Origin of the sequence: Paraburkholderia sp. RL18-085-BIA-A (genome assembly GCF_046027075.1) — a bacterium.
In the GTDB taxonomy this organism is placed as follows: domain Bacteria; phylum Pseudomonadota; class Gammaproteobacteria; order Burkholderiales; family Burkholderiaceae; genus Paraburkholderia.
In genome coordinates this window covers 1-24,430 of record NZ_JARESU010000124.1, presented here as the reverse complement: position 1 = coordinate 24,430, position 24,430 = coordinate 1, and the positions used below count along the sequence as shown (strand labels likewise).

Sequence of the window (24,430 nt, the reverse complement as noted above, 5' to 3'; positions counted from 1 at the left end):
CTCTTCAGAGGGGTCCGCTGCGACAGTTTCCTGAACTGGACTGATGCCTCTTTCAGGACCGGCAGTTGCAAAAGTTAGCGTGCCCAGCCACTTTGCCGGGCCACATTGAGCGTCAAACCGACGAGATAAACGGAAGTGGTGAATCTAAGGCACGGGTCCTTAAAGGACCTACTCGAGCGCTCCACACCGGCACGCATACAGCGGCGACTGCGAGGGTGCGTTGACATCCTCGCCGCAGCGGCTGCCTGCGGCTCTTTTCGACCTGTCATGGCCCTTCAAACAGCGCCCGCAAAGATTCTCGCACTTTCCACGTTGGGCGTTTTCGTCGGCTGTTATGTTGCAGTCCGCCTGCAAATGCCGCGTGGTGCCTCTTCTCTGAAAGGGCACACGGCCTCGCCGCCGCTTGCGCAAACAGATGACCTCACCGGACTGCTGAATCGCCGCGCGATGTTGAAGGTGCTCTCCGGGAGTTGTCAGCGCGGGTTGCCCTTCACGCTGTTGTACATTGATTTAGACCGTTTCAAGGTGCTCAATGACACGGCCGGTCACTCGGTGGGTGATGGCGTTATCGCGGAAGTTGCCAGACGCATTTGCGACGAACTCCCCGACAACGCAGTGGCATCGCGTCCAGGCGGCTGCGATGAATTCACCGTTATCGTACCGGGCGAATGGGGGCGCCGGGATATTGACCGCTTGTGTCAGCGCCTCGTTGCTTCCGCCCGTCGCCCATTGCTAGTAGCGGGCAAGACCGTTTCTGTAACAATTTCGGTCGGAGCGGCGCTCTTCCCGGAACATGGAGACTCGCCTGAGGCGCTCTTTACGGGTGCGGACCTTGCGATGTATGCAGCGAAGCGGGCCGGCCGTAACGCGTATCGGCTTTTTGGGGCGGAGGAACAAGGCGATCGTGACCGTCTGCAACTCGAAAGAGAGTTGCGCGAAGCGGTGCGGCATAAGCAGTTTGTGCTTTTCTACCAACCGCAGTTTTGCGCCAGGTCCGGACGGCTTACAGGGATGGAAGCCCTCCTCCGCTGGAATCACCCGAAGCGGGGCGAGGTGTCTCCTGGTGAATTTGTTCCGCTTCTGGAAGAGACGGGCCTTATCATTCCTGTCGGATACTGGGTAGTGGTGGAGGCGATCGGCGCACTATCCGAGTTTCGCAGGACAAGTGCACATGACATCTCTCTGTCGATTAACGTTTCCGCCGGACAATTTCATGATACGGGGCTTGGTGATGCCATTCGGAGCGCTCTGCAGAAGAACGACATCGATGGCTCGCAACTTGTGGTCGAAATCACTGAATCTACGTTAATGAAGAGTCTCGAACGCGCGCAGGAAATCCTCGCGCAGCTCCGGCTCCTGAACGTGCGCATCGCCATTGATGACTTTGGCACGGGTTATTCAAGCTTGAGCTACGTAACCAGGTTCCGGCCGGATGTCTTGAAGTTGGACAAGTCGTTTGTGGATGAGGTCGCTACCGACGAGGCAGCCAACGTCGTGGTCCAGGCCGTCATCGAGCTGGCGCATAAACTGAATATAGTCGTCGTTGCTGAAGGGGTGGAGACGGAAGCTCAGTTGGACATTTTGCGGTCAGCGAACTGTGATGAAATTCAGGGATACCTGCTAGGCAGGCCCGAACCCTACCAGGTTCTATCGGGGCGATTTCCGGACAAGGGCGTTGCGTAACTGCCCCGGCGCGTTGTGTACCGCAGATGTACCATGCGTCTGGGTGCGCAAAGACTGGCTGGACGAGGTTCAGCTGGACACGACACGGCCAGGCGTCGATGTCGACAACATCAATGGTTTCAACGGTCTGTATACGCATTCTGCGGGTGATGGGTATGGGTCACAGTCGCATTGCATCGGCGAACTGAGGAATACGTCACCGGCCACTTTTGGACGAGGAACGAAAATGTCGGACAAGCATATTTTCAGCCAGTTTGACGCTGACCTCAATCTGCTTTCAACCAGGCTGCTCGAAATGGGCGGACTGGTGGAGTCGCAGATTGCGTGCGCGATGGATGCGCTCAACACGTTCGATATGGCTCTTGTTGAGAAGGTCATCGAGGGGGAACGCCGGCTTAATGCGATGGAAATAGAAATCGACGAAGAGGTTAGCAATATCATCGCTCGTCGACAACCGGCCGCACGTGACCTTCGACTCCTGATGGCTACGTCCAAGTGCGTCACCAACCTCGAGCGCGCAGGCGATGAAGCCCGGAAGATTGCGAAACGGACGCGCCGCATCGCGAGGGAAGCGAACGCGCGAAGCATCAACATCGCCGAAATCAAGCTTTCCGGAGAAATGGCTGCACACATTCTTCGTAGAGCGCTGGACGCATTCGCACGGATGGATAACGTTGCAGCAGCACAGATTGTCAGGGATGACGAAGCCATCGATAACGAGTTCCGGGCTTTCGTGCGCAAGCTGGTCTCGTACATGACGGAAGACCCACGGACAATCTCGATTGGACTGGACTACCTGTTCATAGCAAAGGCCATCGAGCGCATCGGCGACCACGCGACCAATATCGCCGAGTCTGTTGTCTACGTTGTACGGGGTACTGACGTCCGTCATGTATCCCGAGAGCAGCTTGAGCGCGATGCCTTGGGTAAGTCAGGCTAGGGCCCTCACAGGAGCCGGCCACTCGACCCCGCTTCGATGGCTGTTCGCGCTTTGCTACTGCGCCGACAACGAAATGATGACATTCTTGAGGGGGCCACGCGTTCTTTGTGGCTGAGCTCGCAGAATGTGAGAAAGATGAAAATGTACCGCACCTACTTCATCAATAGCGAGCGTCGGCGAGCTGTCACGCGAGACCGAACATCTCGCGATGGAGCGGACTGCTCGCGGTGTTCCCGCTGCCTGGCGTCGTGCTGTGCGTGTCGTCGCATCGAACTCACGGGGCGGACTTCCTCGTCGCTTATGCCTGGCGGCGTGGTGCTCGGGTGCTTCTCGTTCGCGCTCTCGGTCGCGGCGTCATCGGCGGTGCAGTACGGCACGCGCGTCGCGGTCGCAACCAGGCAGTGCGTGCCGACAGAAGCGTAAGACGCGCTACTGCAACCCGCCGATCAGCCGCGCGAGAAACGCATCGCACGCGTCGAGCTGCGCGAGCGCGACGTATTCGTCCGGTTTGTGCGCGACGTCGATGTCGCCGGGGCCGCAGACGACCGTCGGCACCGCCAGACGCGTCGAAAACAGCCCGCCCTCGGTGCCGAACGCAACCTTGCGTTTGCGCGTGTGGGGCGGCAGCAGCGCTTCAAGAAAGGGGTATTCGTCCTTTTCGTGCTTGTATGGACCCGACGCCTTTTGCAAGCTTCTTGTTCGTGATGCGAAACCGATCTGCATGCATGTATCCGGCTTGCCAGAGGGGCAGTTGCCGAAGCAAGCCCGCAGCCTCGATGGGATCCGCGCACCCTGTCCTTAGCAAAATCGCGGCTCGCCACGAATGGCAGCCGGCACGAAAAACAGGCTTCAGAAGCCTTCTTCGCTAATCTTGGGCTGTTCACGATGTCCGAGGCCCTTCGATTGGCACGCCAATCCCGATGTGGAAACAACTGACTGGAGATCCCGTCGCGGGAAAACTGCACACCGGGTGAGGAGGGGGGACGTCGATCGCCGTTTCCTACCCCTATTCTTCGACCCGCTGCTGCCGCCCCTGTAAAAGATCGACGGGCCGGAGTTCGTGCTAAAGCCGACCGCTTACGCTTCCCCCCAGGTTCTTGACGACATCGACCGGGTACCACTGGCTGTCGAGCGCGTCCGCAAGACCGAGTTGGATCAGATCATCTGTGTCCAACCAAGCATGCTCGGAGGAGAACGCAATCCGCACGAAGCCTGCAAGGCTCTCTCGCGCGGCAGCGGACGACTCCCGGAACGGTACTTGCCATAGGCCGCGCCAGTTGCACAAGGCAGTCCGACCAGATATTCCAATTGAGAAAGTCTGAGGCCATTTTTTTCAGTCGTCTTTCTTGTCAGGCATATCCATACTGCATCTACTAAAACATGTTGGCCGAACAGAAGGCTAAGGAGACCCGCTTGACACCCCCAGACTCTCTTAATCTATCAGATGCGATCGACGCTCGACCGGTCCATCGCTTCCAGTTGCTCGTTTTCGCGCTGTGCTTTCTGTGCCTGCTCGCCGATGGCTTCGACGCTCAGGCGCTCGGCTACGTCGTTCCGGCGATGAGCCGGCAGTGGAACATCGCGCCGTCCACTTTTGCGCCCGCATTCTCGGCGGGACTGATCGGCATGGCGTTCGGCGCGCTTGGCCTTGGATCGATCGCCGATTACGTCGGCCGCCGGAAGATCATCGTCATATGCACTGCCATCGTCGGCGCGGCGACGCTTGCGATGTCGTCAGTGAGTTCGCTTTCGGAATTGATGGTGTTGCGCGTCGTCGCGGGAATCGCGCTCGGCGGAATCATTCCCAACGCACTGGCGCTGTGTGCCGAATACAGCCCGAGCCGTCTGCGGGCCCTCGTCGTGATGATCACCGCGTGCGGCATTTCGGTGGGATCGGCGTTGGGTGGCCTTGTTGCGGGTGTGCTTCTGAAAAGCCACGGCTGGCCGATCGTGTTTCAGATCGGCGGCGGGCTCTCGCTCGCGCTTAGCGCTATCACGCTGCTTGCGTTGCCCGAGTCGATCCGGTTTCGCGCTGTGCGCGAATCGAAGGGGGCCGAGCTTGCGACACTGATGCGGCGCGTCTGCCCGGGACTGCAGTGCAATGAGCACACGAGGTGGGTCGCGAACGAAGAGAAGGCGCCTGGCCTGACGGTGCGGCATCTGTTCGCGCAGGGCCGCGCTGTCCCGACGCTGCTGATCTGGGCGATCTATTTCACCTGTCTGCTGCAAATCTATTTTTTCGCGAGCTGGTTGCCTACCGTGCTCACACGCGCCGGCGTTTCGATGCAGTCGTCGGTTTATGCGACCTCCGCATTGCAGATCGCCGGCACGGTCGCGAGCATTGCGCTCGGCACCGTGCTTGAACGCTACAACCCGGCGCGAGTGCTGACGCTTCTTTTCCTGTTCGGCGCGGCTTCGATTGGCGCGATCGGCCTGTCGCTCGATAACCCGTATCTGCTGATTGTCGCGACCGCCGGTGCCGGAGTCGGCGTCGTCGGCGGGCAGGCCGGCACGCATGCGATCGCGAGCCGCGTCTATCCGACCTTCATGCGCTCGACTGGCATGGGGTGGGGACTTGGGATCGGACGGATCGGCTCGGTCGTCGGTCCGCTCGTCGGCGGCATGCTGCTCGCGATGAGCTGGCCCGCACAGGATCTGCTGTTCCTCGGCGCGCTGCCCGCGCTGGTGTCAGCGGCAGCGGCGTTCGCTCTGTCCCGTCTCTTTTCACGCGATAACCCTCACTTCACACATCACGACCAGCAGGAGCCGGATGCGGCCTGCGGGCAGTTGCCGGTCGCGAAACGCACTTGATCCGTCGTATCCATTTAGCGGTAATCATCCGCAACCAGAGACCATCCAGACATGAACCATCCTGAAACGAAACAGGCACTTCGCCCGGCCAAGGCCGAATACGCACGCATCGCCACCGAGGAAGCATTCGCGCCCGCGGAAATGCTGGAGATGTACAGGAAGATTCTCCAGGGACCCGATCCCGATCCGGGCTTCGTCAGCCTCATGGGTTTCTACATGAGCAGCCAGAGCGCACGTGCACGGCATATCATTGAATGCCTGCAAGACCTCGGCGAGAAACGGCTGCAGCACATGGACGAGGCCGGCATCGACAGGCAGATCATTGCGCTGACCTCGCCCGGCGTGCAGATCATGGATGCAGAGTCCGCCGTTTCGTTTGCGCGCACGGCAAACGACGAACTGGCCGAGGCCGTACGCAACCATCCGACGCGCTTCTCGGGCATGGTCGCGGTGGCGCCGCAAAATCCGCGGGAAGCGGCGCTGGAAATCGAGCGCGGCATCAAGCAACTCGGGCTGACCGGCGTGATCATCAATTCGCACACGCACGGCGAGTATCTCTCCGACCAGAAGTTCTGGGAGATCCTGGAAGCGGCCGAGGCGAACGACACACCCATCTATCTGCATCCGAATACGCCGCCGCGCAACATGATCCAGCCGTTCCTCGAATGCGGACTCGACGGCGCGATCTATGGCTTCGGCGTCGAGACGGGCATGCACGCGCTGCGGATGATTACCGCTGGCGTATTCGACCGGTTCCCGAAGCTGCAGGTGATCCTCGGCCATATGGGTGAAGCGCTGCCATTCTGGGCCTATCGGCTCGACTACATGCATCGCGCGACGGTGGTGTCCGAGCGCTATGCATCGATGAAACCGTTGAAGAAGAAGCCGAGCGACTATCTGCGCGAGAACTTCGTCATCACCAATAGCGGCGTTGCCTGGGGACCGGCGATCAGGTTCACTCAGGACCTGCTCGGCATGGATCGTGTGATGTATGCGATGGACTACCCGTACCAGCACGCCATCGACGAGGTCATTGCACTGGACGGCTTGCCGATGAGCATGGCCGACAAGAAGCGCTTCTTCGAAACCAACGCGCAACGCGTGTTCCGGATCAAGTAACGCGCATCAGGCTGCCGTCTGTCGCGGCCGCGGCCTTCCCAATCCGATAACAGCGTGCCTGACACCGCGGGCGCACGCCCGCGGTGCGTCTGCACGCGCATAAAAATGGAGACCAGATGAAAAAAGTCCTGTTGAATATGACCTTGCTGGCACTCGCGAGCACCCAGGCGTTCGCGCAAAGTTCAGTCACGCTGTACGGCGGCGTTGACGCAGGCGTGACTTACGTGACCAACGAACGCGGCGGCAACAATGTGCGGCTCGATACGGGCAACCGCTCGCCGGATCGGTGGGGCTTTCGCGGCGTTGAGGACCTCGGAGGCAATCTCAAGGCGACTTTCGTGCTGGAAAACGGCTTCAATCTGAATGACGGCAGTTTCAAACGCAGCGGCGTTCTCTTCAGCCGCTATGCGTACGTTGCGCTTTCCGCGCCGCAGGGTACGCTCACGCTCGGCCACATTCCCGACTTCATGTACGAGTATCTGCGTGCGAGCAGCAGCGGTTTTCTCGGTTCGTCGTATTTCTTCCATCCCGGCAATCTCGACAACCAGGCGAACCAGTTTCAGATCGACAACGCAGTCAAGTATGAAACGCCTGCGTTTCACGGCTTGACGCTAGGTGTGATCAACGGATTCGGCGGTCAGCCAGGCAACTTCAACGGTGGCCGTTCATACAGCTTCGGTGCGCGCTATGCGAATGGTCCGGCCCTGCTGGCGGCGGCCTATACGGTGTCGAACAATCGCTCGTTCAACCTTGGGCAGACGCTCGGCCTCAGCAGCCTGCTTGGACAGGGGCTGAGCGCGAATCCGGCGGCACCCGGCGCAACCTACGCGATGTTCAACGCGGATCAGACGCGCAGCTATGGCGTTTCCGGGCGCTACACGGGCAGCCTGTTCGGGCCGCACGCGATGTATTCGAACGTCAAGTTCACAACGCCGCGCGGCACCGCTTCAATCTGGAGCGCGGAGGGCGGTCTCGACACCTTCCTTTCGCCCTTCGACACGGTCGGGGTGTCATACACGTACTCGAAGCTCGATGCCGATCACTGGAATCAGGTCAACCTGATCTATATGCACTTCCTGTCGAAAGCAACCACGGTCTATGCGGCGGCAGCCTGGCAGCGCGCAGGCGGCGCCGCGCAGTTTGCCGTGGTGAATGGGTTGTCGCCGTCGAACAGCAACGCGCAGGCGGTGGCGCGCATTGGTCTGCACCACTTTTTCTAAGGCGCTGGCGAAGGTGGAACCTGCTCCTTCAAACAGGCGATGAACGACTGGGTCGCGAGACTGGGTGGCCGGCTTGCGCGAATCGCATAACCGACGTCGCCGAAGCTCCAGCGTTCGCCGACGTCGAGACGAACGAGGAGCCTTGCCGTCAGAAAGAGTTGTGCGAGACCCGCCGACATGAAACCTAGCGATCGCTGGTCCATTAAGAGGCCCATGTTGGTGATCGGCGAAAGCGATTCGATCAGGTCGGCCGGCAATTGCAGGCCGGCGCTGGTGAACAGGCGATCGATCTTCACGCGCACCAGCGACTCGCGTGGCGGAATGATCCACGGATACGACTGCAATTCGTGGAGGCCGAGCGCGCGACGTCCGGCGAGCGGGTGTTCGCTGCCGGCGACGACGTACAGCGCGTCCTCATAGAGCACCTGGTAGGCCACCTGGTCGTTCGATCCGGATGATGCGGGCGGCACGGCGCCGATGACGATGTCGATCCGTCCTTCGACCAGGTAGCTGTACAACTGCGCGCGGTCGCCGACGACGATCGACACGCCGATGTTCGGATGGCGGATACGCAGGGCACGAATGGCATCGGGCAGGAGACGCGAGCTTGCAGTGGTCAGCGTACCGATCGCGACGTGACCGGCGTCGCCGAGGCGCAGCGCGTTAAGCGAATCTGTCATGAAGCGCATCTCGGCGAGCATCACGCGGGTGTGCTCGCCCATGCGAAGACCGAGTTCGGTAGGTCGCACGCCGCGGTTGGTGCGCTCGAACAGTTTCGCATCGAAGAAGCTTTCGAGATCCTGGATCGCCTTGGTGATTGCCGACTGCGTCATGCCGAGACGTTGGGCAGTCACCGCGAATGAGTGGGTCTGAAGTACGCTGTCGACGATCAGCAACTGGTTGAGCCGCAGCTTGCGCGCGAGGCGCAATGGTGCGAACGCGTGGAGCGGACTGGCGCTGGCTGGCTCGTGCGTCCCGGGTGCGGCGGGTCGAGTAGCGGGGCGGTTGGGCATGTGAGATGGCTGTGCGTGTGATCAAACAGCAAGTATGAGTGGAAGACACCAATTGATGAAACGATTTGCATACGCCCGTCCGACAGTGGCCCGCGACGGCGAAGGCCGAGCCGAATCGCGTGTGCGCAGGTGGGCGGTTCTGTCGATACTGCTCGGCACATTTCTCGGCAATCTCGACGCGTCGATCGCCAATGTCGCGTTGCCGACGATTGCGCACGACCTGTCGAGTTCCGCCGCCGACGCAGTGTGGGTTGTCAACGCGTATCAGCTGGCGGTCGCGGTGGCCGTTCTGCCACTGGCGTCGCTTGGTGAGATGCTCGGCTACAAACGTGTCTTCCTTGGCGGTCTGGCGATATTCACGCTGGCGTCGATCGGCTGCGCTGCCGCGTCCAGCCTGCCGTTCCTGATCGCCGCACGCGCGTTGCAGGGCCTCGGCGGAGCATGCGTGTCGACTATCGTGCCGGCATTGCTGCGCAAGGTGTTTCCGCCGGGTCAGGTCGGCCGCGGCGTCGCGCTGCTGGGTTTGACCGTTGCGGTATCGGCGGCGCTCGGGCCGACCGTCGCCGCCGGAATTCTCTCGATTGGCGGATGGCGGTGGCTCTTTGCGATCAACCTTCCGCTCGGCGTTTTCGCGATGGGGCTGGCAGGCGCGATTCTGCCGCGCAGTGAACCCATGGCGCGCCGTTTCGATTTGACCGCTGCGTTCCTCAATGCGGTCACGATCGCACTCTTCATCATCGGCGTCGGCGGCCTGGGCGCCCCAAATGTTGAAAGCGGAAGAGCCGGTGAAAGCGCGTATCTCGTGCCGGCCATCGAGATCGTGTTTGCGTGTCTTGCCGCAGCGGCGCTCGTCCGTCACCAGCGCAGGCGCACCGCGCCGTTGCTGCCGCTTGACCTGCTGCGCATTCCGGTCCTGTCGCTATCGGCGCTCACCTCGATCTGCTCGTACACGGCGCAGACGCTCGCTCTTCTGGCGTTGCCATTCGTGTTGCAACACGAGTTCGCGCGCAGCGCGACGACAACCGGGTTGCTGATTACCCCATGGCCATTCGTGATCGTCTTCGTGGCCCCGCTTGCGGGACGGCTCTCGGAACGCTATACCCCAGGTCTTCTCGGCGGCATTGGACTCGCCATCATGACGCTCGGCCTCGTGTTGCTCACTGCGCTGCCGTCCGCGCCGTCGAATCTGGACATCGTGTGGCGGGTCGCGGTCTGCGGCATGGGCTTTGGCTTTTTCCAGACGCCGAACAACCGGATCATGCTCACCTCGGCGCCGCACGAACGCAGCGGCGCGGCGGGCGGCTTGATGACCATGTCGCGGATGGTGGGCATGACGTTCGGTGCGGCGCTGGCTGCCATGGTCTTCGACATTTGCGGACCGCATGGCGCATCGGTTGCCCTCTTCTTCGGCGCGATTTCGTCGGCAATGGGCGTTGTTGTCGGCGCCGTGCGCATGACGAGGGCACGTTAAGGGAACTCTGGCGTGCATAGTTGTGTACAGGATTGAGAAAATGCAGCATATAACCCTAGGGATTACCCGTGAACTAACTGGATTTTCGTTGCGAATGCCATTTCGCTGTATACAATCAAGCCAATTACATCGCACAGACCCAAGCATGAGCCACAGCCGTTTGCCCTCGGGGGCGACTCGCAATGTTGAAGCGCGCCACGCTGCCGATGAATCGTCGCCGGCTGATCTAGCTGACCGCGAAGGGTCTGAAGCATCGGATATGCATCGAGCCAAAGTCCCGGGAAGCGCGTCACAAACGGAACGGGCGCTTCTCGGTCTGCGCGAGTTGATCGTGGAAGGCCATCTGCAGGCGGGCGCCCGAATTTCCGAACTATGGGTGGTCGAGCGTCTGGGCGTGTCGCGCACGCCCGTGCGCGCCGCGCTGATCCGCTTGCAGGATGAAGGACTGCTCGAGCCGATTGCATCGGGCGGTTTCGCGGTGCGTTCATTTACCGTCACCGAGATCGGCGACTCAATCGAGTTGCGTGGCACGCTCGAGGGCCTGGCCGCCCGACTGGCGGCCGAACGCGGCGTCGATCCTGCGCACCTGCAGAAGTTGCACCAATGCGTCGACGAGATCGACACGATCCTCGCCGTCGAACTGACCGACGACACTTTTTCGGCCTACGTCGATGCGAACCGGCGTCTACACGCGCTGCTTGCAGCCGCGTGCGACAGCGGCGTCATCGAGCGTCAGATCGACAAGGCGATGAGCATGCCATTCGCTTCACCGAGCGCGTTCGTGATGGTGCAGTCGATCGATGCGAGCGCGCGCGAAATGCTGTTGATCGCGCAGGCGCAGCACCGCGCGGTCGTCGAGGCAATCGGCAACCGCGAAGGCGCGCGCGCCGAGGCATTGATGCGCGAACATGCGCGCATTGCCCACCGGAACCTGCGAGCCGCGCTGGAAAATCAGAAAGCGATGAAACGGGTTCCCGGCGGAAGGCTGATTCGCCTGCCTGTCGATCGTTAAGGCGCGCCTTTGGCGGGCGCACCCACCCCTGTCGCCACAATATCAAACTCATACAATCAGTACTCCCAGGAGACATCGATGCACCTGAAAAATACTTGGTATGTAGCCTGTACGCCCGATGAGATCGACGGCAAGCCGCTCGGTCGCACGATCTGCGGCGAGAAAATGGTGTTCTTCCGCGGACCCGAAGGCAAGGTCGCCGCGGTCGAGGATTTCTGTCCGCATCGTGGTGCGGCGCTCTCGCTCGGCTTTGTGCGCGACGGTCAGCTCGTCTGCGGTTATCACGGCCTCGTAATGGGCGCGAACGGCAAATGCGCGGCCATGACCGGACAGCGCGTCGGCGGCATTCCGACGATCCGCCGCTACCCGGCCGTCGAACGCTACGGCTTCATCTGGGTGTGGCCCGGCGAGGAAGCGCTTGCCGACCCGTCGAAGATCCACCATCTCGAGTGGGCGGAGAACCCCGAATGGGCCTATGGCGGTGGCCTCTACCACATCAATTGCGATTACCGGCTCATGATCGACAACCTGATGGACCTGACGCATGAGACCTACGTCCATGCCAGCAGCATCGGGCAACCGGAGATCGAGGAAGCACCGCCGGCAACACACATCGAGGGCGACACCGTGATCACGAGCCGCCATATGACGAACATCATGCCGCCCCCGTTCTGGGCCACTGCGCTACGCGGCAACGGACTGGCCGACGACATCCCGTGCGACCGCTGGCAGATCTGCCGCTTCACGCCGCCAAGCCACGTTCTGATCGAAGTCGGTGTGGCTCACGCCGGGCACGGCGGCTACAACGCGCCGAAGGAGCACAAAGCGGGCAGCATCGTCGTCGATTTCATCACGCCTGAGACCGACACGTCGATCTGGTACTTCTGGGGCATGGCGCGCAACTTCGCGCCGCATGACCACGAGCTGACCGCGAAAATCCGTGAGGGCCAGGGCAAGATTTTTTCCGAAGACCTCGCGGTCCTTGAAGCGCAACAGCGCAATCTGCTCCTCCATCCGTCGCGCCGGATCATGAGCTTGAATATCGATGCGGGCGGGGTGCAGTCGCGCAAGGTCATCGACCGGCTTCTCAAACAGGAGCGCGAGGCCGCGCCGGAGGTGGCAGGCTCATGAAAGTCAGAATTACGCGCAAATTCGCAGTGGCGCGCAACATCAGTGCGTTCGAGCTAGCCGACCCCGCTGGCGCGTCGTTGCCGGCGTTTTCCGCAGGGGCGCATATCGACGTGCACCTCGGCCATGGGCTGATACGGCAGTATTCGCTATGCAACAGCCCGGGCGAGCAGCATCGGTATCTGATCGGGGTGCTGCTCGAGCCGACGTCGCGCGGCGGCTCGAGCGCGATGCACAGCTTGCCCGAGGGCACGCTGATCGAGATCGGCGTGCCGAAGAATCACTTTCCGCTGTCGCAAGACGCAACGCATTCGATACTTCTTGCCGGGGGTATCGGCGTGACGCCGATTCTCAGCATGGCCGAGCGACTAGCGCATACCGGCGCTTCGTTCGAACTGCATTACTGCACGCGCGAGCCAGATCGCGCCGCGTTTCGCGAGCGTTTCGACGAAGCGCATCTCAAGGGGCACACCCGTCTGTATTTCGACAACGTTCCGCTCGCTGAGCGTATCGATCTGTCGAAGGTATTGAGGGATCCCGAGCCGGGCAAGCATCTATACGTCTGCGGTCCGGGCGGCTTCATCGAGGTTGTGCTCGACCAGGCGCGGCAACTCGGCTGGAACAGCGCGAGCGTTCACCGCGAATATTTCACGGCGGCGCCGGCGAGCGGCAGCACGGATGCGGACGGTCCGTTCCAGGTCAAGCTCGCGAGAAGCGGCCGGATCGTCGATGTCGGCGCGGGGCAGACGGTGATCAAGGCCCTTGACGAAGCAGGTGTGATGGTCGCTACCTCGTGTGAGGAGGGCGTATGTGGCACCTGTCTCACGCGGGTTCTGTCGGGCGACCCCGATCACCGCGATGTCTATCTGACTGAAGACGAACGGCGTGCCAACGACCAGTTCCTGCCGTGCTGCTCACGCTCGAAGTCGCCGATGCTGGTACTCGATCTCTAGGAGCCGGATGCCGTCGCGCGCGCACGCTTCGTATTGGCAAGCGGCTCGTGCCGTTGAGGCCCCTTCACGAGCTCGCTCATCGCCTCACGCATCCAGCGGTTGGCGGGCTCGTGGTGAAAGCGCGAGTGCCAATGCAGATGCAGGTCGTACTTCGGAACCGGGAACGGCAACGGTAGCAACTTCACGTTGACGAATTCCGCGAAGCGGCGCCCCACTGCGAGCGGCACCGCGGCGATCGTGTCCGAGCCTGCCACGATGAACGGAATGCCCATGAAGCGGGGCAGGCTGAAGCGCACGTTCACACGGATGCCGAGCCGCGCCTGAGCGCGTTCGAGGATATCCTGGGTGCGTCCCTCGGGACGCACCATCGCATGCGATGCGGCAAGATACTGCTCGAGCGATAGCGTATCGCCGATGTGCGGATGATCTTCACGCGCGATACACACAAATGAATGCCGATAGAGCGCCTTGCGCCGTATCGAAGCACCCTCCAGTCCCGGGAAATATCCCACCGCAAGATCCACGTCTCCCGAACTGAGACCCTGTTCCAGTTCCGGCGTGCTGAGCGCCACGGTCTTGATCCGCACATTGGGTGCCTGCGCGTCGAGGTACCGCAACAGCCGCGGCAGGAACACCATCTCTCCAATATCCGACATGCAAAGCACGAAAGTGCGAGACGATTCTCCGGGCCGAAATTCCGGCGCCGGCAGAATGTCGTTCTGAACCAGTTCGAGCACCCGCGCGACAGGATCGATGAGCGACTGCGCGCGTGGGGTCGGCTCCATGCCGTGGCCCGTGCGAACGAACAGCGGATCCTCGAACAGGTCGCGGAGCCTGGCGAGCGCATAGCTCATCGCCGGCTGGCTCAGTCCGATGCTCACGCCAGCCTGTGTCACATGGCGTTTCTTTGCCAAGGCATCGAACACCTTGAGCAGATTCAGGTCGACTTGACGAATATCCATGGATTGGATGATACCTATCAGCGTTACATGATTGACGGATTTTAGCCCGCTTTCTACCATCGTCTTCAACAAAAAGGAGTGAGACACCATGTCCGAAGGACACAAGCCACAACGACCGTTGCGCAGCAATTTCCCCCGTGGGTCCTATCTCGGAGCCGTGCGCGCGGCGCAGTGGCGCAACCTCGGTATCAGCGAGGAAGACCTCGAAAAGCCGAAGATCGCGATCGTCAACTCGTCGTCCGAACTCGCAACCTGTTTCAGTCACCTCGATGGCATTGCTGCGCAACTGAAGGACGCGATCCGCGCGGCCGGCGCGCTGCCGTTCGAGATCCGCACGGCAGCGCCGAGCGATTTCATCACCGGCGCGGGCGCACGCGGCGCCTATATGCTCGCGGCGCGCGATCTGGTGACGAACGACATCGAAGTGGCCGTGGAGGGCGCGCTCCTCGACGGCATGGTGTGCCTCGCCTCGTGCGACAAGACCGTTCCAGGCCAGTTGATGGCAGCCGCGCGGCTGAACATTCCGAGCATCGTGGTGGCATGCGGCTATCAGCCGAGCGGCGAATACCGCGGCGAGCACGTCGATATCGAAGACGTCTTCGTCGGCGCGATGCACGCGCTGACCGGCAAGCTGTCGGAGGAAGACCTGATTGGCATGAGCCGCAACGCGATTCGGGGCCCCGGGGTGTGCTCCGGGCTTGGCACCGCGAATTCGATGCACATGGTGAGCGAGGCGCTCGGCATGTCGTTGCCGGGCAGCACACCGATCGCCGCCAACAGCGAGCGGATGTTCGCCTTCGTGCGCGAAGCGGGTGCGCGAATCGTGGAAATGGTGCGTGAGGACCTGAAGCCGCGCGACATCCTGACGCCGGGCGCGTTCTCCAACGCGGTAATGACGATCCTCGCGGTCGGCGGCTCGATCAACTCCGTCAAACACATGCAGGCGATCGCGGCGGAAGGACAGATCGATGTCGATGTCTACGCACTGTTCGAAAAGCACGCCGCGCGCATTCCGGTGCTGACCGGCGTGCGGCCGGTGGGTCGCGACACCATCGAACAGCTGGAAGCGGCCGGCGGCGGCAGGGCTGTCATGAAGCGCCTCGAACCGTGGCTCGATACCGGTGCGCTCACGGTCACCGGCCGCACGGTCGCCGACAACCTTCGACAGGTACAGGTGGCCGATGATGAAGTGATTCGCACGCCAGAGCGCGCGTTTGCGAAGCAACCGGCGATCGTCCTGGTGCGCGGCAATCTCGCGCCGCAGGCAGGCATCGTCAAATTCGGCATCTCGCCTGACAAGACGCGTGCGTTCACCGGTCCGGCGCTCTGCTATTCCACGTCCGACGACGCCATCGCCGCGATCAAGGACGGCACGATTCAGCCTGGCGCGGTGGTCGTGATGCGCGGCGCCGGCGTGTGCGGTGGTCCTGCAATGGGCGGCGGCGCGTCGCGGGTGGTGTTCGCGATCGACGGTGCTGGCCTGTCCGAGAAAGTCGCGATGCTGACGGACGGTCATTTGTCCGGCCTCGTCTGCAAGGGCCTCGTGGTAGCGGAAGTCTCACCCGAAGCCGCCACCGGTGGACCGCTCGCGCTGGTGGAAGACGGCGACCTCATCAACATCGATCTGGACCGCCGCGTCTGCGACCTGCAGGTCGACGAAGCGGAACTGCAGCGCCGCCGGGCGGCATGGCGGCGTCCCGCACCCGTCAACGATACCGGCTGGCTGAAGATCTACCGCGCGAACGTTAGCTCGATGCCGCAGGGTGCTGTCCTGACCGCCAGCAAGACCACGAAGGAGGTCTGAGATGAGCGCCCAGCCGACAGTTGATATCAATACGGTCATCGAGCGGCAGAAGGGCGGCGGCTTCTCCGTCACGTTGATTCTTGCGATGGCGGCGATGATGCTGACCGAAGGCTATGACCTCGGCGCGATGGCATTCGCAGCCCCCGCGCTCAGCCGGGCGTGGCACCTCGGCCACGGCGCGCTCGGTCCTGTGTTCGGCGCGTTCGTGTTCGGCACGATGATCGGTGCGTTCGCGCTCGGCTATCTCGGCGATGTGATCGGCCGCAAGCGGACCATCGTGATCGGCAGTTTCGTGTTGTCGGCATTCACACTCGCGGCGTCGCGCGCGACCGAACTCGACCATTTGCTGATCCTGCGCTTCCTGGCCGGCATCGGAATCGGCGGCGTGGTGCCCAACGCGATCGCTTACATGACCGAGTTCGCGCCGAAGCGAAGGCGCGCTACCTGGGTCACGCTGATGTATACGGGCTACACGATCGGCAGCGGCGTTGGCGGGCTGGTATCGGCGTGGCTGGTGCCGCGCTTCGGCTGGCAGATCGTGTTCGTGATAGGCGGGATTGCGCCGCTCTTGACGGGCTTGATGCTGTGGCTGACCGTACCCGAATCGATTCGCTTCCTGACGCTCAGGGGCGACCGCAACGACGAGGTCGCGCGCATCGTCAAGCGCCTCGCACCCGATCTCGCGATTGCACCGCAGACACGTTTCGTGATCGGGCGGGAGTTGCAAGGCGCCGGGCGCTCGCGCCAGAACGCGTCGCTCCGGCTGTTGTTCGCAGGCCGCCTGCGTGCGCTGACGCCAGTGCTGTGGGCCGTGTATATCGCCAACTCGATGGCGCTCTTCTTCCTCAATAGCTGGCTGCCGATGCTGATCGAAAGTGTTGGCCTGCCGCCCCAGCGCGCAGCGCTCGTGTCAGCGATGTTCCAGGTCGGTGGCACACTCGGCGGCCTGGCGCTGATGCGCTTCGTCGACACGCGCGGTGCCGTCATCATCACTGTGCTGCCTTTGGTCGGCACGCCGCTTGTCGCGCTGCTCGGCGTCGGCATGCCCGAACCGATGCTCATCGCGGCCGTGTTCCTGATCGGCTTCGCCGTGGTCGGCACGCAGTTCGGCCTGAATGCGATCGCGGCGCTTGTCTACCCGACCGCGCTACGCGCCAAGGGAACCGGCGCGGCTGTTGGGATCCAGAAGATCGGCGCGATCTCCGGGCCGGTGATCGGCGGGATGCTGCTGTCCGCGCACTTGCCGGTGCAACAGCTTTTTTATCTTGGCGCCGTGCCAGTCGCGCTCGTCGCTGTGCTGGCCTTCGTGCTCGGTCGCCTGCATCGTCCCGGCGACGATGACGTCGTCTCGGGCAACCATCAATCAGGAGCTGTCCATGTCGCTTGATGTCATCCCATTCGACCCGCAGCGGCCCGGCTTTGTCGGCTTCGCGAGCGGAATCGAACTGGCCGCGCCGCTCGCGCCCACCGCGGCCCACGCCATCGATGCAGCGATGAACCGGTATGCCGTGCTGATCTTCCGCGGCCAGCCGCTCACGCCCGATCAGCAGCTTGCCTTCGCCCGCTCGCTGGGGCCACTCGATCTCGGCTTCAAGCGAGTGGCCCGTCCGCACGCACGGCTCGCGTCGCAGGAACTCGCCGACATCTCGAACCTCGACGAAAGCGGCGAGATTGCGGATCGCGCCCACCGGCGCGTGGTCGGCAATCTCGCGAACCAGTTGTGGCATAGCGACAGCTCGTTCCAGAAGCCCTCCGCGCGCTATTCGATGTTGCACGCGGTCGTGGTACCGGAGTGGGGCGGCGCCACCGAGTTCGCCGACATGCGCGCCGCCTGGGACGCGCTGCCTGAGTACGACAGGCAAGAGCTCGAAGGACTCGAAGCTGAGCACTACGCGCTCTACTCGCGCTTCCTGCTTGGCGACAGCGACTACAGCGAAGCACAGCGCAATGCGCTGCCACCGGTCCGCTGGCCACTCGTGCGGACCCACGCGGGATCGGGGCGCCGGCATCTGTTCATCGGCGCGCACACGACGCATGTCGTTGGCCAGACGATCGCCGAAGGCCGCGTGCTGCTGATGGACCTGCTCGAACACGCGACCCAGCGGCAGTTCGTCTATTCGCACGAGTGGCAGCCCGGCGATCTGGTGATCTGGGACAACCGCTGCACGCTGCATCGAGGGCGTCGTCATGACCTGTCGGTACGCCGCGAACTGCGCCGCGCGACCACGCTCGATGCGGATCACGACCCCATCGACCTTCAGTTTGCACAGGGAGCCGCATAAATGCGTCTGAACGATGAAGAACAGGCGATGCTCGATGGCCGTGACGGTCCGGCCGTCCAGCGCGCGATGGACCTGCTGGTACGTTATGGCACGGCGCTGGGGGCAGAGCGCCTCGTCGATACGAACAACGTTTGCGGCACGGTTGGCGCGACGATGCCATTCCTGCGCGACTATGCGACGAAGCACGGCGGCCTGGATGCGGTGTTTTCCGAGTTCAATCTCGACAGTCCCGATGTCGTCGCCGTGCCGAAAGCAAAGGTGTTCAGCAGCCATCTGCAGCAAGGTCTCGATCCGGAGCACGCGGAACGGCAGAACGTCGGTTCGGACATCGTGAAGCTCTACCGCGCGGGAGAAGCCTATACGGCGAAGCTCGGTATCCAGCCGCTCAACACGTGCGCGCCGTATCAGGTCGGCAACGTGCCGGTCAAGGGTGAGCACTGCGCCTGGATGGAGTCGTCGGCGGTGATCTATATCAACGCGGTGCTCGGCGCGCGCACGAATGCGGAAGGCCGCGAAAGCGCAGGCGCCGCGATGCTGACCGGCAAGATCCCCTACTGGGGCCTTCACCTCGAAGAGAATCGCGGCGGCACGCATCTGATCGAACTCGACATCGACGTGAAGACCGTAGCGGACTGGGGCCTGCTCGGCTACTACGTGGGCGAAATCGTGCAGGACCGTATCCCGGTGATCAACGGTCTGCGCCACGTGCCGAACCTGCCGAAGCTCAAGCACTTCGGTGCAGCGGCGGCGTCGTCGGGTGGCGTCGAGATGTATCACGTGGTCGGCCAGACGCCCGAGGCGCCGACGCTCGATGCAGCCATGCGCGGCCGCAAGCCAGTCGAAACGATCCGCTACGGCGAGGCCGAGCGCCGCCTCGCCTACGAGCGTGTCAACACGACGGCGAAGCACACCGAGGTCGATTTCGTAATGCTCGGCTGCCCGCACTACTCGATCGAGCAGATCTGGGAAGCGTGCCAGTTACTCGAAGGCCAGCGCGTCAGCCCTGACACCGAACTGTGGATCTTCACGCCCAGGGCGACCAAACAGCTCGCCGATCAGGCGGGCTACACGAAGATCATCGAGGACGCGGGCGGCGTACTGATGACCGATACCTGTTCGTCGGTGGGCCGCGTGATGCCGAAAGGCACGCGTGTCGCCGCTGTCGATTCGGCGAAACAGGCGCATTACCTGCCGGCGATCATGGGCGTAGAAGCCTGGTTCGGCACCACGGCCGACTGCATTCAGGCTGCGGTGACGGGCCGTTGGAGCGGAGCTTTCGCATGAGTACGGACACAGCGATGAACACCGATAGCAAGAGCAAAACCATTGTCCTGCATGGCAGGAAAGTGGTCGGCGGCAGCGCCGAAGGGGAGGCGCTCGTCACTGGCGATCGCATCTCCGGCTGGGGCGGCATTGACCCGCGCACCGGCACCATCATCGAAACGCGTCACGAGCTACGCGGCCAGAGCTTCGCCGGCAAGGTGCTGGTGTTCCCCGGCGCGAAAGGATCGTCGGGCTGGTCAAGCCAGTTCCATATCGCGCGACTCGCCGGTTCGGCGCCGGCGGCCATGCTGTTCAACGAAATGACCACCAAGATCGCCCTTGGCGCAGTGGTGGTGCATGCGCCCGCGCTCACCGGCTTCGACATCGATCCGCTCGATGTGATCGAAACCGGCGACTGGGTCAAGGTCGATGCGGAGCGCGGCATCGTCGAAGTCATCAAGAAGCAGCGCGGCTGAGGGCCGCAGCAAGGCCGGCAAGTCCGGGCATTTTTGTCTTTTTCATACACGGAGAAACGTTTTGACAACCAGCACCCGCACCGTCCGCCGCGACGCCAATTCGACCGGCTGGAAGCTCGACGCCGATATCTGCGTCGTCGGGGCCGGCATTGCCGGCACCTCGGCTGCCCTTGAAGCCGCCGCGCTCGGCCGCAAGGTGGTACTGGTCGACAGCATGCCTGCGCTCGGCGGTCAGGCCGTCAATTCGATCATCGGCACGTTTTGTGGCCTGTTCTCGAATGGCCCGAAGCGCTACCAGGTGACGCACGGCATCGCCGACGGCATCCTGCGCGACCTCGGCGAGAAGGGCGCGCTGCACTACAAGGAAGGTCCGCTCACCACGGTCGTTCTGTACGACGAGGTTGCGCTCGCGCGCTGGATCGAGCAGAAGATTCTCGATGCGGGTATCACCGTCGTGCTGGGCGCAGTGCTACGCGATGTCGTGCGTGAAGGTCGCCGGCTGCGTGAACTCGACGTCGCAACCCGTTATGGCGACGTGCGCGTGAGCGGGAACGGCTTCATCGATGCGAGTGGCGATGCGGCCCTCACGTGGCTCGCTGGTCTCGACTGTCAGGAGCCTGTGACGCCGGTCCAGGGCACGCAGATGGTCGTGCTGGAAAACCTCGACGAAACCGATCTGCCGACGCCTGCCGCGTTCCGCGAGCGCGTGGAAGCCCGAGCCGGCGCCTACGGGCTGGAGCGCAAGGACGGTCTCGTGTTCTACTTCCGCGGCCGCAATGTCGGCATCGTGAATATGACTCACGTGGAAACGCCGCTCGAACCGATGGCGGCATCGAAGAGTGCGCTGGTGGGACGCAACCAGGCGGACAGTGCCTTCCAGTTCCTGCTCGGCGAGTATCCGCACATCTATAAAAACGCGCGGATTCGCAGCTACGGCTTGCCGGGTATCCGTCAGACGCGCTGGATCGTCGGCACGCAGCAGTTGACGTCGAAAGAAGTGATCTCCGCGACGAAATTCCCCGACGCTGTGGCGCGCACTTCGTGGCCGATCGAACTGCACGACCGCGCCGAGGGTTACGAGTGGAAACCCTTCGGCGACGATCACCTCCATACCGTGCCGCTCGGCAGCCTGCTGGCGAAAGATGCGGACAATCTGATCGCGGTCGGCCGTTGTATCGACGCCGATGCGACAGCGCTTTCCAGTGTGCGGGTGATGGGTCCTTGCATCGCGATGGGCGCGGCCGCGGCGCATTCGCTCGATCTCGCCGATGGCGGCAATGTCCACGAGATAGACCGCGCGATGCTGCGCGAGCGTCTCTACGACAACGTCGAGCGGATCGATCCGCCGCATCTGAAGAACTGATGCCGGCGCGACAGATTTCCCGGGCGATGCACCGTGTGCACACAGAAGACACACAGCACGCCTAGTGGATCTCTGATCGCAATACTGAAGATTCGCCGCCTGTCGAAGTGACTTCGACTGCCGCTGCGGACGCAAAGGAGGAGACATGACTCAACTGGCAGCTGACGGACGCACCGTGGATGTATCGCGTCTGATCGATGAACAGAAGGTCGGCTGGTTCGCGATCGTCCTGATTTTTTCGACGTGGCTCGTGATGCTCACCGACGGCTACGAACTGAGCGCGCTTGCGTTCGCCGCGCCGTCGCTGATCAAGGCATGGCACATCGAGCGAGGCGCGCTCGGACCGGTATTCGGCGCGAACATCTTCGGCATCATGGTGGGATCGATCCTGTTCGGCTATGTCGGCGACAGGATTGGACGCAAGCGCGCAATCCTGCTGGGTGCCTGCTGGTACGGCCTGATCACGCTCGCGACGGCGTGGACGACACAGGTCCACGAACTGCTGTGGTTGCGCTTTGCGGCAGGTATCGGCATCGGCGGCGCTGTGCCGAATGCGTTCGTGCTTGTCTCTGAGTTCGCGCCGAAGCGCCTGCGTGCAACCTGGGTCACGCTGATGTTCACGGGTTACACACTCGGGGCAGGCTTCGGCGGTGGTGTGGCGGTGTGGCTGGTGCCGCATTTCGGCTGGCCAGCAGTATTCGTGATTGGCGGGCTTGCTCCGCTAGTGGTGGCTATCGCGGCTGCAATCGTGATGCCGGAGTCGCTGCGCTTCCAGGTGCTCAAAGGCTGGCCATTGCGTGGCATCGCCGCCACCGCGCGGCGCGTGCGGCCCGATCTGGACCTGCCGCAGGATGCGACCTTCGTCGTCGCGGATGAACAGAGGTTCAGCCAGTTCTCACCGCGACTTCTGTTTGCAGGCCGGTTGCGCTATGTGACGCCGGTACTGTGGCTTGCTTACATCGCGAATTCGATGGCGCTGTTCTTCCTGCAGAACTGGCTGCCGGTTCTCATCGAAGCCGTTGGCGTAGCACCGCGTCAGGCTGCCTTGATGACGACGCTATTCTCGATCGGCGGCACCGCGGGCGGCCTGGTGCTGATGCGTTTCGTCGACAGGCGCGGCGTGCTGCTGATCACGTGTCTTCCGGTCATAGGCTTTCCGCTGGTTGCGTCGCTCGGCATGGGACTGGACGCTGGCCTCCTCGTGGCCGCGGTGTTCGGCGTTGGTTTCTGCGTCGCGGGCACGCAGTCCGGTCTGAACGCCGTGGCGTCGATGGTCTATCCGACCAGCTTTCGCTCGAAAGGCACCGGGTCAGCAATCGGCATCGCGAAGATCGGTTCGATTGCCGGTCCGATGATCGGCGGGATGTTGATCGGCGCGCACTTGCCCGTGCAGGACCTGTTCCGCATTGCTGCGATTCCGGTCATCGCGGTTGCCGTGCTGTCGTTCGTACTCGGGCGGGTCTATCGAACGAACGCAGACGCGGAGCCATCGGGAGAGGGCGTGCATTTCCAGCCCGCCAAGACTGCGGCTGACCACTGAGGGATCAAGCCTTCTACCTGTCAAGGTATTGACCGTGCAGCGCCTGTTTCCTTCGGCGCGTGCGGAGCTTGCCGACGCAGGACTCGAACGATAACAACATAACGAACCATACCGGAGATAGACAATGAAGACAGCAGTTTGCGCTGCTGCGGTTCTGTACGCCTGTATCGCGTCCACCGCCGCTCAGGCACAAAGCTCAGTGACGCTCTACGGCATTATCGATAACGGCATTGCCTATACAAATTCAGTCGCATCGTCGATTACCGCGAAAGGCGCGCAACGCTGGTCCGCGGCGACGGGTTTCGGCAGCGGCGATCGTTGGGGCTTTTACGGGACGGAAGACCTGGGCGGCGGCATGGCCGCGGTGTTCCGGCTCGAATCGGGATTTAGCGGCATCAACGGCACGTCTTCGCAAGGCGGCCGCCTTTTCGGACGGCAGGCGTATGTGGGCGTGTCGAGCAAGACATACGGCACGCTCACGATGGGACGGCAATATGACTACACGTTCGACTACGTGGCGCCGTTGTTGTCGTGGCTTCAGTTCGGAAGCATCTATGGCGCGCATATTGGCGATGTCGACGACACGTTCCAGACATTCCGCTTGAACAACACAGCCAAGTACGAAGTCTCTCCGCTCAGCGGGTTGAGACTCGGTGCGTTGTATGCCTTCAGCAATCAGGCGGCGGGCGCGAACGGCGCGGGCTTTGCAAACAATCGCGCGTACGGCTTTGGGCTCGATTATGCCAATGGCCCGCTGCATGTCGTGGCGAGCTTCCTGAATCTGAGTAACCCGTCGGCGGGCCTCGCGACGTCGACCAACCCGAATGGCGCAGTCGGCGACGAATATAGCGGGTCGACCAGCATCTTCTATAACGCTGGCTTCGTCGAGCGGCAGCGCATCTATGCGCTCGGCGCTGGCTACGCCATCGGCCCGGCGACGGTGAATTTCGTCGTCACGGATACGCGTCTCGACTATCGCGGCGCACATCACCTGCGGGTGGACAACTACGAAATCAACGGCCGCTATCTGGTGACGCCGGCTCTTTCTGCGGGTATCGGATACATCTACACCGACGGGGACGGCTACACCGGCAGTGGCGCCACATCGTTCGCCACGGGCGACCGGCCGAAGTGGCACCAGGTCAATGCGGGCATCAGCTATTTGCTTTCCAAGCGGACTGACATACACCTGTCGGCGGTCTATCAGCGTCTGGCGGGAGACGCGAGCGTGGTCGCAATCAACGTTTTCGGACCGGCGGGGGTAGGGCGGAATAGTCAGCTGGCGCTGATCGGCGGCCTGCGGCATCGGTTCTGAGCGGGAGCGCCCCCAGCGAGGCCGCGCCCCCCACAGTTAGACCAGGCCAAAGCGTATTTAAGCGGGGCTTTTAGC

At 62.5% G+C, this 24,430-nt stretch carries 19 protein-coding genes and 1 pseudogene; 17 read left to right on the top strand and 3 right to left on the bottom strand.

The window, feature by feature from the left end; genetic code table 11:
* Positions 1-267 precede the first annotated feature (267 nt).
* Both P0D89_RS41600 and phoU read left to right on the top strand, forming a co-directional pair.
* Positions 268-1,683 carry a putative bifunctional diguanylate cyclase/phosphodiesterase gene (locus P0D89_RS41600; RefSeq protein ID WP_408364817.1) on the top strand — a complete coding sequence of 472 codons (1,416 nt, stop codon included), beginning with the start codon at positions 268-270 and terminating at the stop codon, positions 1,681-1,683.
* Between the two features lie 226 nt (positions 1,684-1,909).
* Positions 1,910-2,623 carry a phosphate signaling complex protein PhoU gene (gene phoU / locus P0D89_RS41595; RefSeq protein WP_408364821.1) on the top strand — a complete coding sequence of 238 codons (714 nt, stop codon included), beginning with the start codon at positions 1,910-1,912 and terminating at the stop codon, positions 2,621-2,623.
* Positions 2,624-3,052: 429 nt separating this feature from the next.
* Here the strand turns inward: phoU and P0D89_RS41590 are convergent.
* Positions 3,053-3,229: pseudogene (locus P0D89_RS41590) on the bottom strand (M20/M25/M40 family metallo-hydrolase); the annotation flags it as partial.
* 807 nt (positions 3,230-4,036) lie between these two features.
* On the opposite strand from P0D89_RS41590, the gene P0D89_RS41585 reads away from it, so the two are divergent.
* The 3 genes from P0D89_RS41585 (at position 4,037) to P0D89_RS41575 (ending at position 7,773) form a co-directional block, all read left to right on the top strand.
* Positions 4,037-5,434 (top strand): MFS transporter, encoded by a 1,398-nt coding sequence (locus tag P0D89_RS41585; protein ID WP_408364815.1) that lies wholly within the window; start codon positions 4,037-4,039, stop codon positions 5,432-5,434.
* Between the two features lie 51 nt (positions 5,435-5,485).
* On the top strand, positions 5,486-6,553 hold the full coding sequence (locus P0D89_RS41580) for an amidohydrolase family protein (protein ID WP_408364813.1): 1,068 nt from the start codon (positions 5,486-5,488) through the stop codon (positions 6,551-6,553).
* Between the two features lie 116 nt (positions 6,554-6,669).
* Positions 6,670-7,773 (top strand): porin, encoded by a 1,104-nt coding sequence (locus P0D89_RS41575; RefSeq protein ID WP_408364811.1) that lies wholly within the window; start codon positions 6,670-6,672, stop codon positions 7,771-7,773.
* Here P0D89_RS41575 and P0D89_RS41570 read toward each other — a convergent pair.
* On the bottom strand, positions 7,770-8,786 hold the full coding sequence (locus P0D89_RS41570) for a LysR family transcriptional regulator (protein WP_408364809.1): 1,017 nt from the start codon (positions 8,784-8,786) through the stop codon (positions 7,770-7,772). The genes P0D89_RS41575 and P0D89_RS41570 overlap by 4 nt on opposite strands.
* 55 nt (positions 8,787-8,841) lie before the next feature.
* Between P0D89_RS41570 and P0D89_RS41565 the strand changes: the two genes are divergently transcribed.
* The 4 genes from P0D89_RS41565 (at position 8,842) to P0D89_RS41550 (ending at position 13,350) form a co-directional block, all read left to right on the top strand.
* A complete protein-coding gene (locus tag P0D89_RS41565; RefSeq protein WP_408364807.1) occupies positions 8,842-10,257 on the top strand; it encodes an MFS transporter in 1,416 nt (471 codons plus the stop codon).
* Positions 10,258-10,516: 259 nt separating this feature from the next.
* On the top strand, positions 10,517-11,269 hold the full coding sequence (locus P0D89_RS41560) for a GntR family transcriptional regulator (RefSeq protein WP_408364805.1): 753 nt from the start codon (positions 10,517-10,519) through the stop codon (positions 11,267-11,269).
* Positions 11,270-11,347: 78 nt separating this feature from the next.
* Positions 11,348-12,400, top strand: coding sequence for a Rieske 2Fe-2S domain-containing protein (locus P0D89_RS41555; RefSeq protein WP_408364803.1), 1,053 nt, complete (start codon positions 11,348-11,350; stop codon positions 12,398-12,400).
* Positions 12,397-13,350, top strand: coding sequence for a PDR/VanB family oxidoreductase (locus P0D89_RS41550; RefSeq protein WP_408364801.1), 954 nt, complete (start codon positions 12,397-12,399; stop codon positions 13,348-13,350). Before P0D89_RS41555 ends, P0D89_RS41550 begins: the two co-directional genes overlap by 4 nt.
* Here P0D89_RS41550 and P0D89_RS41545 read toward each other — a convergent pair.
* Entirely contained in the window at positions 13,347-14,312 is a 966-nt protein-coding gene (locus tag P0D89_RS41545; RefSeq protein WP_408364799.1) for a LysR family transcriptional regulator, read from the bottom strand. The two genes, P0D89_RS41550 and P0D89_RS41545, sit on opposite strands and share 4 nt — an antisense overlap.
* Before the next feature lie 88 nt (positions 14,313-14,400).
* Here P0D89_RS41545 and ilvD point away from each other — a divergent pair, with 88 nt between their 5' ends.
* The 8 genes from ilvD (at position 14,401) to P0D89_RS41505 (ending at position 24,355) form a co-directional block, all read left to right on the top strand.
* A complete protein-coding gene (gene ilvD / locus P0D89_RS41540; RefSeq protein ID WP_408364798.1) occupies positions 14,401-16,116 on the top strand; it encodes a dihydroxy-acid dehydratase in 1,716 nt (571 codons plus the stop codon).
* Position 16,117: 1 nt separating this feature from the next.
* Positions 16,118-17,503, top strand: a complete 1,386-nt coding sequence (locus P0D89_RS41535; protein WP_408364796.1) for an MFS transporter — start codon at positions 16,118-16,120, stop codon at positions 17,501-17,503.
* Positions 17,493-18,398 carry a TauD/TfdA dioxygenase family protein gene (locus P0D89_RS41530; RefSeq protein ID WP_408378460.1) on the top strand — a complete coding sequence of 302 codons (906 nt, stop codon included), beginning with the start codon at positions 17,493-17,495 and terminating at the stop codon, positions 18,396-18,398. Before P0D89_RS41535 ends, P0D89_RS41530 begins: the two co-directional genes overlap by 11 nt.
* Entirely contained in the window at positions 18,399-19,682 is a 1,284-nt protein-coding gene (locus P0D89_RS41525) for an aconitase X (protein WP_408364792.1), read from the top strand. It abuts the gene before it with no gap.
* A complete protein-coding gene (locus tag P0D89_RS41520; RefSeq protein WP_408364790.1) occupies positions 19,679-20,137 on the top strand; it encodes an aconitase X swivel domain-containing protein in 459 nt (152 codons plus the stop codon). The genes P0D89_RS41525 and P0D89_RS41520 overlap by 4 nt, the downstream gene beginning before the upstream one ends.
* Positions 20,138-20,198: 61 nt before the next feature.
* Complete coding sequence (locus P0D89_RS41515; protein ID WP_408364788.1) at positions 20,199-21,500, top strand: FAD-dependent oxidoreductase; 1,302 nt, start codon at positions 20,199-20,201, stop codon at positions 21,498-21,500.
* 145 nt (positions 21,501-21,645) lie between these two features.
* Positions 21,646-23,040 (top strand): MFS transporter, encoded by a 1,395-nt coding sequence (locus tag P0D89_RS41510; protein WP_408364786.1) that lies wholly within the window; start codon positions 21,646-21,648, stop codon positions 23,038-23,040.
* Between the two features lie 124 nt (positions 23,041-23,164).
* Entirely contained in the window at positions 23,165-24,355 is a 1,191-nt protein-coding gene (locus P0D89_RS41505; protein ID WP_408364784.1) for a porin, read from the top strand.
* The last annotated feature ends 75 nt before the right edge of the window (positions 24,356-24,430 follow it).

Bases quoted from the DNA above. Each gene is read 5' to 3' on its own strand.
- P0D89_RS41570 (WP_408364809.1), bottom strand. From the start codon at position 8,786: ATGCCCAACCGCCCCGCTACTCGACCCGCCGCACCCGGGACGCACGAG.
- P0D89_RS41555 (WP_408364803.1), top strand. From the start codon at position 11,348: ATGCACCTGAAAAATACTTGGTATGTAGCCTGTACGCCCGATGAGATC.
- P0D89_RS41530 (WP_408378460.1), top strand. From the start codon at position 17,493: ATGTCGCTTGATGTCATCCCATTCGACCCGCAGCGGCCCGGCTTTGTC.
- P0D89_RS41580 (WP_408364813.1), top strand. From the start codon at position 5,486: ATGAACCATCCTGAAACGAAACAGGCACTTCGCCCGGCCAAGGCCGAA.
- P0D89_RS41510 (WP_408364786.1), top strand. From the start codon at position 21,646: ATGACTCAACTGGCAGCTGACGGACGCACCGTGGATGTATCGCGTCTG.
- P0D89_RS41520 (WP_408364790.1), top strand. From the start codon at position 19,679: ATGAGTACGGACACAGCGATGAACACCGATAGCAAGAGCAAAACCATT.
- P0D89_RS41560 (WP_408364805.1), top strand. From the start codon at position 10,517: ATGCATCGAGCCAAAGTCCCGGGAAGCGCGTCACAAACGGAACGGGCG.
- ilvD (WP_408364798.1), top strand. From the start codon at position 14,401: ATGTCCGAAGGACACAAGCCACAACGACCGTTGCGCAGCAATTTCCCC.
- P0D89_RS41505 (WP_408364784.1), top strand. From the start codon at position 23,165: ATGAAGACAGCAGTTTGCGCTGCTGCGGTTCTGTACGCCTGTATCGCG.
- P0D89_RS41600 (WP_408364817.1), top strand. From the start codon at position 268: ATGGCCCTTCAAACAGCGCCCGCAAAGATTCTCGCACTTTCCACGTTG.
- P0D89_RS41575 (WP_408364811.1), top strand. From the start codon at position 6,670: ATGAAAAAAGTCCTGTTGAATATGACCTTGCTGGCACTCGCGAGCACC.
- P0D89_RS41545 (WP_408364799.1), bottom strand. From the start codon at position 14,312: ATGGATATTCGTCAAGTCGACCTGAATCTGCTCAAGGTGTTCGATGCC.
- P0D89_RS41565 (WP_408364807.1), top strand. From the start codon at position 8,842: ATGAAACGATTTGCATACGCCCGTCCGACAGTGGCCCGCGACGGCGAA.
- phoU (WP_408364821.1), top strand. From the start codon at position 1,910: ATGTCGGACAAGCATATTTTCAGCCAGTTTGACGCTGACCTCAATCTG.
- P0D89_RS41550 (WP_408364801.1), top strand. From the start codon at position 12,397: ATGAAAGTCAGAATTACGCGCAAATTCGCAGTGGCGCGCAACATCAGT.
- P0D89_RS41525 (WP_408364792.1), top strand. From the start codon at position 18,399: ATGCGTCTGAACGATGAAGAACAGGCGATGCTCGATGGCCGTGACGGT.
- P0D89_RS41535 (WP_408364796.1), top strand. From the start codon at position 16,118: ATGAGCGCCCAGCCGACAGTTGATATCAATACGGTCATCGAGCGGCAG.